This is a genomic window from Ramlibacter sp., assembly GCF_029866045.1.
In the GTDB taxonomy this organism is placed as follows: domain Bacteria; phylum Pseudomonadota; class Gammaproteobacteria; order Burkholderiales; family Burkholderiaceae_C; genus Ramlibacter.
Genome location: NZ_JARXAB010000003.1, coordinates 1 through 9246, shown reverse-complemented (window position 1 = coordinate 9246; position 9246 = coordinate 1). Strand labels below are relative to the sequence as shown.

8 protein-coding genes are annotated in these 9246 nt (G+C 67.3%); 6 read left to right on the top strand and 2 right to left on the bottom strand.

Features of this window, described 5'->3' with window-relative positions:
- The coding region (locus QE494_RS00130; protein ID WP_300040252.1) for a bifunctional FO biosynthesis protein CofGH at positions 1–2416 on the bottom strand (2416 nt) is incomplete at its 3' end.
- A 279-nt stretch (positions 2417–2695) separates the two neighbouring features.
- Between QE494_RS00130 and QE494_RS00125 the strand changes: the two genes are divergently transcribed.
- The 4 genes from QE494_RS00125 to QE494_RS00110 all read left to right on the top strand — a co-directional run bounded on the left by QE494_RS00125 (position 2696) and on the right by QE494_RS00110 (position 6534).
- The gene (locus QE494_RS00125; RefSeq protein ID WP_300040250.1) at positions 2696–3691 is read left to right on the top strand and encodes a LysR family transcriptional regulator; all 996 of its coding nucleotides are present in this window, start codon (positions 2696–2698) and stop codon (positions 3689–3691) included.
- A gap of 94 nt (positions 3692–3785) precedes the next feature.
- Positions 3786–4658 (top strand): LLM class flavin-dependent oxidoreductase, encoded by an 873-nt coding sequence (locus QE494_RS00120; RefSeq protein ID WP_300040248.1) that lies wholly within the window; start codon positions 3786–3788, stop codon positions 4656–4658.
- A gap of 105 nt (positions 4659–4763) precedes the next feature.
- Complete coding sequence (locus QE494_RS00115; RefSeq protein WP_300040246.1) at positions 4764–5522, top strand: SDR family oxidoreductase; 759 nt, start codon at positions 4764–4766, stop codon at positions 5520–5522.
- A 52-nt stretch (positions 5523–5574) separates the two neighbouring features.
- Positions 5575–6534, top strand: a complete 960-nt coding sequence (locus tag QE494_RS00110) for a tripartite tricarboxylate transporter substrate binding protein (protein ID WP_300040244.1) — start codon at positions 5575–5577, stop codon at positions 6532–6534.
- Positions 6535–6604: 70 nt separating this feature from the next.
- Here QE494_RS00110 and QE494_RS00105 read toward each other — a convergent pair whose 3' ends face one another.
- The gene (locus tag QE494_RS00105; protein ID WP_300040242.1) at positions 6605–7567 is read right to left on the bottom strand and encodes an NADP-dependent oxidoreductase; all 963 of its coding nucleotides are present in this window, start codon (positions 7565–7567) and stop codon (positions 6605–6607) included.
- A 129-nt stretch (positions 7568–7696) separates the two neighbouring features.
- On the opposite strand from QE494_RS00105, the gene fabG reads away from it, so the two are divergent.
- A complete protein-coding gene (gene fabG, locus QE494_RS00100) occupies positions 7697–8446 on the top strand; it encodes a 3-oxoacyl-ACP reductase FabG (protein ID WP_300040240.1) in 750 nt (249 codons plus the stop codon).
- Between the two features lie 15 nt (positions 8447–8461).
- A partial coding sequence (locus tag QE494_RS00095) for a CaiB/BaiF CoA-transferase family protein (RefSeq protein ID WP_300040238.1) occupies positions 8462–9246 on the top strand: 785 nt, incomplete at its 3' end.

Here is a 9246-nt window from a genome sequence, read left to right as displayed (position 1 = left end):
CGGGCGCGATTGGCGCCGCCGCGCGCGAGGCGGCGCAGCGCTCGGCCGGCGGGGTGCCGTACAGGGTGGAGCGCTGCGCCGGCTCGCGGCCTGCGCAGCGGATCAGGGCGTCCATGGCGGCGGGCGGCAGCTCTTGCCCGTGCACCGTGCCGGCCGCGCGCGAGATGCTTTCGTTCATCAGCGTGCCGCCCAGGTCGTTGGCGCCGGCTTGCAGGCAGGCCATGGCGCCTTCCGGGCCCATCTTGACCCAGGAGGTCTGGATATTGGCCAGCACCGGATGGAGCGCGAGCCGCGCCACCGCGTGCATCAGCACCGCCTCACGGAAGGTGGGGCCGCGCCGGGACAGGCCCTTGCGGTGCATGGGCGCCTCCATGTGCACATAGGGCAGGGGCACGAATTCGGTGAAGCCGCCAGTGCGCTCTTGCAACGCGCGGATTCGCATCAGGTGGCGCGCCCAGTGGACCGGTTTTTCCACATGGCCGAACATGATCGTGGCGGTACTGCGCAGGCCGACACGGTGCGCGGTTTCCATCACTTCCAACCACTGCGCAGTGTTCAGTTTGTCGGGGCAGATGCGCGCGCGCACCTCGTCGTCCAGGATCTCGGCGGCGGTACCGGGCAGGGTGCTGAGGCCCGCGTCGCGCAGCCGGGTCAGAAAGCCCGCCAGGTCCATGCCGGTGGTCTGCGCGCCGTGCAGGATTTCCAGCGGCGAAAAGGCGTGCACATGCATCTGCGGCTGGGCCGCCTTCACGGTGCGGCAGATTTCCACGTAGGTGTCGCCGGTGTAGGCCGGGTGAATGCCGCCCTGCATGCAGACCTCGGTGGCGCCACGCGCCCAGGCCTCGGACACCCGACGCGCGATTTCTTCTTGCGCCAGGTCGTAGGGCACGCCGCGCAGGTCCTGCGCGCCCCGGCCCTTGGCGAAGGCGCAGAAGCTGCAGCTGTACTGGCAGACGTTGGTGTAGTTGATGTTGCGATTGACCACGTAGCGCACGGTGTCACCCACCGTGTCGCGGCGCAGCCGGTCGGCCGCCTCGCAGACCGCATGGAAGCCGTCGCCGCGGGCGCCAAACAAGGTCACCAGGCCGGCCTCGTCCAGGGCCTGGCCGTCCAGGGCGCGGGCCAGTGACTCGCGCAGCGGACCGCTGGGAGCTGAGGGCTTGGTGGTCGGGGCGGCGGGTTTGACAGTCGTCGCTGCTGTCGTGGCTGTTATTGCCGCTGCCGTTGTCTTTGTGGAGGTGGCGGGTGCCATGACGGCGGGCGGCGGCTCACCAGCGCCCGTCACCCAAGCGTCGGTGCGCGGGTAGCCCTCGGCATCGACCCGGTGGCGCATCGTGGTGGCGAGCGCGGTGGCCTGCCAGCGGTCTGCGTCCTGGCACCAGGCCGGGTAGGCGGCCAGCCGCTCGACGAGCTCGTAGCCAGCCGCCTGCGTGGTCCGGCGCAGCGTGTCGATCGCGGGCCAGGCGCGCTCGGGGTTCACATGGTCGGGGGTCACCGGCGAGATGCCGCCCCAGTCGTTGATGCCTGCCTCGAGCAGCCGGCCGAAGCTGGTGTCGGAGAGGTTGGGCGGTACCTGAATATTGGCCTGCGCGCCCAGCACCAGGCGGGCTGCGGCCACCGTCCACAGCAGGTCCTCCAGATCGGGCTCGGCGCAGCCGGCCATGCGGGTGCCAGCCTTGGCGCGAAAGTTCTGCACGATCACTTCCTGCACATGGCCGTGGCGGCGGTGCAGGTCGGCAATGGCCAGCAGCGCCTCGACCCGCTCTTGGCGGGTTTCGCCAATGCCGATCAGGATGCCGGTGGTCATCGGAATGGCCAGTTCGCCCGCGGTCTCGAGCATGGCCAGGCGCACCGCAGGCGTCTTGTCCGGGGAGCCAAAGTGCGGGCCGCCGCGCTCGCACAGGCGATTCGATGTCGATTCGAGCATCAGCCCCTGCGAGATCGATACCTCGCGCAGCTGCAGCATTTCTTTGCCGCTCATCACGCCGGCGTTCACATGCGGCAACAGACTGGTTTCCGCCATGACCAGTGCGCACATGGCGGCCAGGTAGTCGGTGGTACTGCGGTAGCCCAATTGGGCGAGGTCCTGGCGCGCAGCTTCGTAGCGCAGCTCGGGCTTGTCGCCCAGGGTGAATAGGGCCTCCTGGCAGCCGGCGGCTTGGCCTGCACGGGCGATGGCCAGCACTTCCTCAGGCCGCAGGTAGGGGCGCTGCACCTTTGACGGGGTGGTGGCAAAGGTGCAGTAGGCGCAGCTGTCGCGGCACAGGCGGGTGAGCGGAATGAAGACCTTGCGTGAGTAGCTCACGCGCGGGCCATGGGCGGCAATGCTCTGGGCGCGGGCCTGGGCCAGCAGCTCGGTCAGCGGCTGCCGGGTCAGGGCCTCGGTCAGGCCGCGTGCGTCACTTGCCTGGCTCACCGGGGTGCCTCCAGGCCGCATGGGCCTCGCAGTCCCAGGCCACAAGACGCGGCACATGGCGTCACCTGGCGGTGTCTGGCGGCGGTCGTGCGTAAGTTGGGCATGGGGCGTCTGGACAGGGTCCACCACTACCGAACAGGGTGGCGGTTGTTGGAGGGGAGGTTAGGTGCCCCCCGTGGGAGCGTCCAATGATGTTTTCGGATAGGGCCTATCGGATCTGCGAATGTTCTCCGACCCAATGCCTCAGGGTACGCCCGGTTGACGGCGCCAAAGTACCCGATGCATCATCAACTGGCCACCTCCGGGCTGTCGCGCCCGCAGGCGCCAGACGGGCGCGCCCCCATGTACGACCTCACACAGCTCAAGACCCTCGTCACCGTGGTGCAAGAGGGGCATCTCACCCGCGCCGCGGAGCGGCTGCATATCAGCCAGCCCACCGCCAGCCACCATATCCGGGCGCTCGAGGCGCATTTCGGCCTGACCCTGTTTCGCCGCACTGCCCGTGGCCTGGAGGTCACGGCTGCCGGCCAGCGCATTGCCGAATGGGCGGGCCAGGTGGTGCAAGCCTCCCACGAGCTCAACGAGCGGGCGCGCCAGTTGGCTGGCGTGCCGGCCGGACGGCTGTCCATTGGCACCATCGCCAACCCCCGGCTGCTGGCCTCGCTGGCCAGCGCTATGAAGGTGATGCGAGAGCGATTTCCCATGACCGACCTGTCCCTGGAAGCGGGCAACACCCGCTCGATTCGGCAGGCGATCAAGGCGGGCGAACTCGATGGCGGTGCCATCGTTGGCACGGTGCGCGGGGACGATCTGATTTGCCACCCCTTAGGTGCGCTCGACTATGTGCTGGTGGCGCCGGCCGCTTGGCGGGATCGGCTTGAGCATGCCCGCCCCGCGGAGATCGCGGCCCAGCCCTGGGTGGTCACCGGCGGTGGCACCCCGAGCCAGGAGCTGATCGAGCGCCTGTTCCGGGAAGAGGGGCTGGACATCCGCGGCGCGGTGGAAGTGAGCCACGCCTCCCTGCTGCGGGCCATGGTGGCCGGCGGCATGGGCATCGGCTTCGTGCAGCGCATGGAGGCCAATGCCGGCGCTGCAGCGGGACGGTTTTACGAGTTGTCCCAGTTCCAGGCCTCGCTGCCCCTCAGCTTTGTCCACCGGTCGGCGCAGGCGGCCGATGAGGTTTTGTCCTGCTTCACCGAGGCATTGGGCCAGGCCTGGCACGGGCTCGCCGGTGCAGACGTGGCTGACCCGGGCGTCCGGGATTCGGTGCCTTGATATTGCGTATTCAAATTCACCATTGGACGGCGCCGCCCAGCCTTTTTAAGCTGGAAGCTCCCCATCGAGCGCCGCTCGCGCACAGGATCGCCCCATGAAATTTGGCTTCGCCACCTACGGCATTCGCCCCGACGACATCGTTCCCCTGGCCCGCCACGCCGAAGGCCTGGGCTTCCACGGCATCTGGCTCGGTGAACACATTCTGGAGCCGCGTGAGTTCGAGTCGGCCCACCCGCATGACGAGGGCAAGACCTTTGTGCCGGTGCACACCGTGGCCCGCAAGATGTATGACATGTGGACCATGGTGGGCGGCATTTTGGGCGGCACCGAAAAGTTGACCGTCACCACCGGCATCTATCTGATGTCCCTGCGCCATCCGGTGGCGACCGCGCGCGCCGCAATCACCGCACAGCAGATCGGCGGGGGCCGCTTCCAGCTTGGCATGGGCGCGGGGTGGTGGAAAGAAGAGTCCGAAGGCCTGGGCATTCCCTTCGAGCACCGCCACAAGCGTTACAACGAGGCAGTGCCCCTGTTGCCGCGCCTCTTCAACGGCGAGTGGGTCAGCAACGATGGCCCGCACTTTCCCTTCAAGGAACTGCGCGTGACCGAATGGCCGGTGCGGGTGCCGATGGTGTTCGGCGGCACCATGCCCAAGGCACTGGAGCGTGCCGCGCGCGCGGGCGACGGCTGGTACGGGCCGATGGTGCGCCCCGAAGAGGCCATTGGCTACAAGCAGGCCATTGACAAGATCCGCGCCGAGGCGGGTTTGACCACGCCCTACTCCTTCCAGGCCCGCGTCTGGGGCGAGCCGTCCAAAGAGCAGATGCAGCCCTATGTCGACGCTGGCTTTGACACCCTGGTGCTGCCTTCCGAGACGCTGCAGGGCCGGCTGGATTTCGAGATGACGCTGGACCAGAAAAAGCGCCGGCTTGACGAGATCGCGAAAAATTGGGGTGTGGGTCGCTAAATAAGGCCTGGGCCGCCTGGCCAGGGCCAAAGTGAGGCGCCGCGTGAAGAATAGGTTGGGTGCTCTGGCGAGCCCGCCGGGAGCCTGAAACAACAAGGAGACAACATGGATCTGGGTATTGCAGGCAAGCGCGCGCTGGTCATTGGCGGCAGCCAGGGCTTGGGCCTTTCGGTTTGCGAGCGTCTGGCACAGGAGGGGGTGAACCTCCTCATCTTCGCCCGCGACGCGGCGCGACTGGCCGCCACCGCTGAATCCCTGCGCGCGGCGCACGGGGTCTCGGTCGAGGTCTGTTCTGGCGACATCACCAGCGCCGCGGATGTCGACCGGCTCGGGGCGCAGTCGGAAGCCCTGGGCGACGTGCAGATTCTGGTGCTCAACACCCCGCGTCCGCCCAGCCCCATGCGTGATTTTCTCGACGAGACCGAGCAGGACCGCTGGGACCAGGCCTATCAGCAGCAGCTGCACGGCGCACTGCTGATCCTGCGCCGAATCACCCCCCTGCTGGTCGCCTCGGGCTGGGGACGTGTGGTGGCCATCACCTCGGCCAGCATCAAGCAGCCGATGGTCCGCCACGCCCTGTCGACCATCTTCCGCGCCGGCGTACAGGCGGCCCTCAAGCACCTGGCGCTCGAACTGGCGCACACCGGGGTCACGGTCAACGCGATTGCGCCCGCAACGGTGATCACCCCCACCTTCAGCACCTTCCATAACCTGGAAGAGCGCATCAAGGCGGTGCCGATGAAGCGCGTCGGCCAGCCCGAGGAGCTGGCGGCGATGGTGGCCTTTTTGGCCTCGGTCCACTCCGGCTTCATGACGGGCGAAAACCTGCAACTCGACGGCGGGCAGACGCGCGCACTGGTCTGACCCGCTCCCTTTCGTTGTTCCCTGGTCCCAACGTTTCCCTTTGGAGGCACGCATGTTCAAACGAATTTCCCTTGTAGCCCTCGCGGGCTTCGCCCTGGTGAGTGCCGCAACGGCCCAAACCTTTCCCACCAAGCCGATCACGGTGGTGGTTCCCTTCAGCGCCGGCACAACCACCGATGTCAACGCCCGTGAGTTCGCTCAGGTGCTCTCGGGGATCGCCAAGCAGAACGTGATCGTCGACAACAAGTTGGGGGCTGAGGGCGCCTTGGGCGCGCAGGCGGTGCTCAATGCCCCCGCTGACGGTCACACAGTCATGTTCACCAGCAACTCGCTGACCGTGCTGGACCCGCTGATGAAGAAGAACATGCCGTATGACGCGGTGAAGGACTTTGCTTCGGTGTGCACCTTCGCTCGTACCAGCAATGTGCTCAACATCACCGGCGCGTCCCGCTACAAGACCGTGGCCGACCTGGTGACCGCTGCGAAGGCCGACCCGGGCAAGATCACCTTCGGCTATGCCAGCACGGTCCAGCGCCTGGCGGGCGAGCTGTTCATGCAGGCCGCGGGCATCAAGCTCACCGGCGTTCCCTACCGCTCCAGCGTGCAGGCGCTCACCGACGTCGGCGGCGGTCAGGTCGACATGATCTTCATCGACCATGTGTCGGCCACGCCCTTCTACCAAACCGGCAAGGTGCGCGCACTCACCCTGGCGGGCTCGCAGCGACTCAAGGCCCTGGGTGATGTGCCCTCTGCCAGCGAAGCGGGCGTTCCCGGCTACCAGATCCAGGTCTGGTTCGGTTTCTATGCCTCAGCCAAAACCCCGCCGGCGGTGCTGGCACAGTTGCGCGATCTGATGTCCCAGGCGCTCAAGTCGCAGACCGCCCAGACCAACATGGAAAAGCGTGACCTGATCCCGCTGGTGCTCTGTGGCGATGCGCAGACGCGTCTCTGGAACGAAGACCTGGGCGTGATGCGGCAAGTGGTCACCCGCGCGGGCATTCAGCCCGAGTGAGGCGGGCGCCCCCAGGGGCACGCCCTCCCGCCGCGCCCTTGTGTTGGGGGCGAGGCGTCTGCGGGGGAGGTCAGGGCGTGAGCACCACCCTCCCGCGCAATCCGCCTCGGCCCACCAGCCCATAGGCCTCCGCGGCCTGCGCCATCGGCAGCACCCGGCCGACGCGCATGGCCAGGGTGCCGTCTTGCATCCGATCGACCAGCCAGCGCAGGGCCTCCTGATTGCTGGCCTCCTGCAGCACCGACACAGGGGTGTGGCGGATGTCCTCACGATGGATGTCTTGGCTGCCTCGCAGCGACACCATGGCACCGCCCGTGCGCAGCAGACCCGCGGCGACGTCTCCGAGCAGGGCGGTGTCGACCACCCCGTCCAGACCGGCCGGGTAGCGCACCCGTACGGCGGTGGCAAAACCATCACCCCGCGGCACCAACTCGTGGGCGCCCAGGCGGGTGAGAAGTTCACGGTCCTCCTCCTTGGTGTCGGCCACCACATGCAGGCCGGCGCGCCGGGCCAGCGCGATCACGAAGCCACCCACTGCGCCGGCCGCGCCGGTCACCAACAAGGAGGCGCCGACGGGCAGTTTCATGAGCTCGAGGCACATCCAGGCGGTCAGACCGTTCATTGGCAAGGTGGCGGCGGCTACCAGGTCAGAGCCTGCCGGCAGCGGCGCTGTGGAGGCCGCAGGCAGGCAGACGTACTGTGCCTGCGCGCCGCCCTGCGGCCTGCGCGGGTTGACGATGCCGATCACCGCTTGGCCCAGGGCCAGGCCCTGGACACCCTCGCCGATGGCGACCACCGTACCGGCGATCTCCATGCCGGCGATGTAGGGGGGCACCAGATCGCGCATGCGTGCGGCCTGGCTGCCGCCGAGCATCAGCAAGTCGGTGGGGTTCACGGTGGCAGCCTGCACCTGCACCAGCACCTCGCCCGCCTGGGGCTGATGGACCGGAACTTCCAGGACCTGCAAGACCTCGGGCGAACCGAAAGTCTCGAAGGCGACGGCGCGCCGGAGGGAGGGGGTCAGAGGGGGCATGATGAGTGAGTTTCCAGAGGGAGCGAGCGATTAATGCATGATATATTTTGATCGTTCACCCGGCAAGTTTCGGCAGGCTCCCCTTGCCGCCTCGTGCTCGCCGGCAAGAGGATTCGAAAGGACTGTGAGATGGATCTCGGACTGAAGGACAAGGTGGCCATCGTCACCGGTTCGGCGCGCGGCTTGGGCGCTGCCACGGCGCGTCGCCTGGCCCAGGAGGGCGCCAAGGTGGTGATCACCGACATCAACGGTGAGCTCGCGCAAAAGACTGCCGAAGCCCTGCGGGCCGAGGGCTTGCAGGCCCACTGCGTGGTGGGCGACATCACCAAGCAGGCTGATGTGGAGCGCCTCGTCCAGGAGACTGTGGCCACCTTTGGCGGCGTGCACATCCTCGTCAATAACGCTGGTGCCCCGCGTGACAAGTACCTGGTCAAAATGAGCGAAGACGACTGGGATCTGGTGATCAACGTCATGCTCAAGGGCGCGTTCCTCGCCACCCGTGCAGTGATGCCCAAGATGATCGAGCAGGGCTGGGGCCGCGTCATCAACATCAGCTCCCGCGCCCACCTGGGCAACCCGACCCAGGCCAACTACTCCGCCGCCAAGGCCGGACTGATCGGCATGGCCAAGGCCTTGTCGATGGAGGAGGGCCGCTACGGCATCACCGTCAACTGCGTGGCGCCGGGCTTCATGGAAACCGAGATGATTCGCGCGCTCGACACCTACGAGGTGATCAAGGAGCGTGCGCTGGCCGTGCAACCGGTCAAGCGCACCGGGCGCCCAGAGGATGTGGCCGACGCAGTGGCCTTTTTGGCCAGCGAGCGCGCCAGTTTCATCTCCGGCGAGGTGCTGCATGTCACCGGCGGCCGTTACGGCTGACAGGCGGGGAACCATATGACCGTCTTGCAAGGCATTCGCGTCCTCGACCTCGGCCGCTTCATCGCTGGCCCTTACTGCGCCGCGCTGCTCGCCGACTACGGCGCTGACGTGATTCGTGTCGACCGCGTGGGCGGCGCCGAAGACCGCACCATCTTGCCGGTGTCCTCGCAAGGAGAGGGCGCGCAGTTCCTCCAGGTCAATCGCAACAAGCGCTCCATCGCGCTGGAGATCGACACCGCCAACGGCCAGCAGGTGCTGCACGAGCTGGTGCGCCGCGCCGACGTGGTGATTGCCAACATGCCCCCGCGCACGCTCGTCAAACTCGGGCTGGACTACGAAAGCCTGCGTCGCATCAAGCCCGATGTGATCCTCACCGCCTCCACCGCCTTTGGCACCAGTGAGGCGGTCAGTGACCGTGTCGGTTTTGACGGCGTGGCCCAGTGCATGAGCGGTGCCGTCCATATGAGCGGCCTGCCCGATCATCCGGTGAAGATCATGGCCCCGGTGGTCGACTTCGGCACCGGTATGGCCTGTGCGCTGGGCACGATGATGGCGCTCTACGAGCGCAAAACCAGCGGCATGGGCCAGGAGGTGGGCGCCTCCCTGCTTCGCACCGCGCTCACGTATTCCAGCGGCAGCCTGATCGAGGAGGCCGCCCTGGAGGTGGATCGGAAGGCCACCATGAACCGCGCCCCGCACTACGCGCCGTCCGATATGTTCCGCTGCAGCGACGGCCGCTGGATCATTGCCCAGGTCATTGGTGCCGGCATGTTCAAACGTTGGGCCCGTGTGGTGGGCCG

What these genes read in the sequence shown, in the direction of transcription:
- fabG (WP_300040240.1), top strand. Translation starts at nt 7,697, where the DNA reads ATGGATCTCGGACTGAAGGACAAGGTGGCCATCGTCACCGGTTCGGCG.
- QE494_RS00105 (WP_300040242.1), bottom strand. Translation starts at nt 7,567, where the DNA reads ATGCCCCCTCTGACCCCCTCCCTCCGGCGCGCCGTCGCCTTCGAGACT.
- QE494_RS00120 (WP_300040248.1), top strand. Translation starts at nt 3,786, where the DNA reads ATGAAATTTGGCTTCGCCACCTACGGCATTCGCCCCGACGACATCGTT.
- QE494_RS00110 (WP_300040244.1), top strand. Translation starts at nt 5,575, where the DNA reads ATGTTCAAACGAATTTCCCTTGTAGCCCTCGCGGGCTTCGCCCTGGTG.
- QE494_RS00115 (WP_300040246.1), top strand. Translation starts at nt 4,764, where the DNA reads ATGGATCTGGGTATTGCAGGCAAGCGCGCGCTGGTCATTGGCGGCAGC.
- QE494_RS00125 (WP_300040250.1), top strand. Translation starts at nt 2,696, where the DNA reads ATGCATCATCAACTGGCCACCTCCGGGCTGTCGCGCCCGCAGGCGCCA.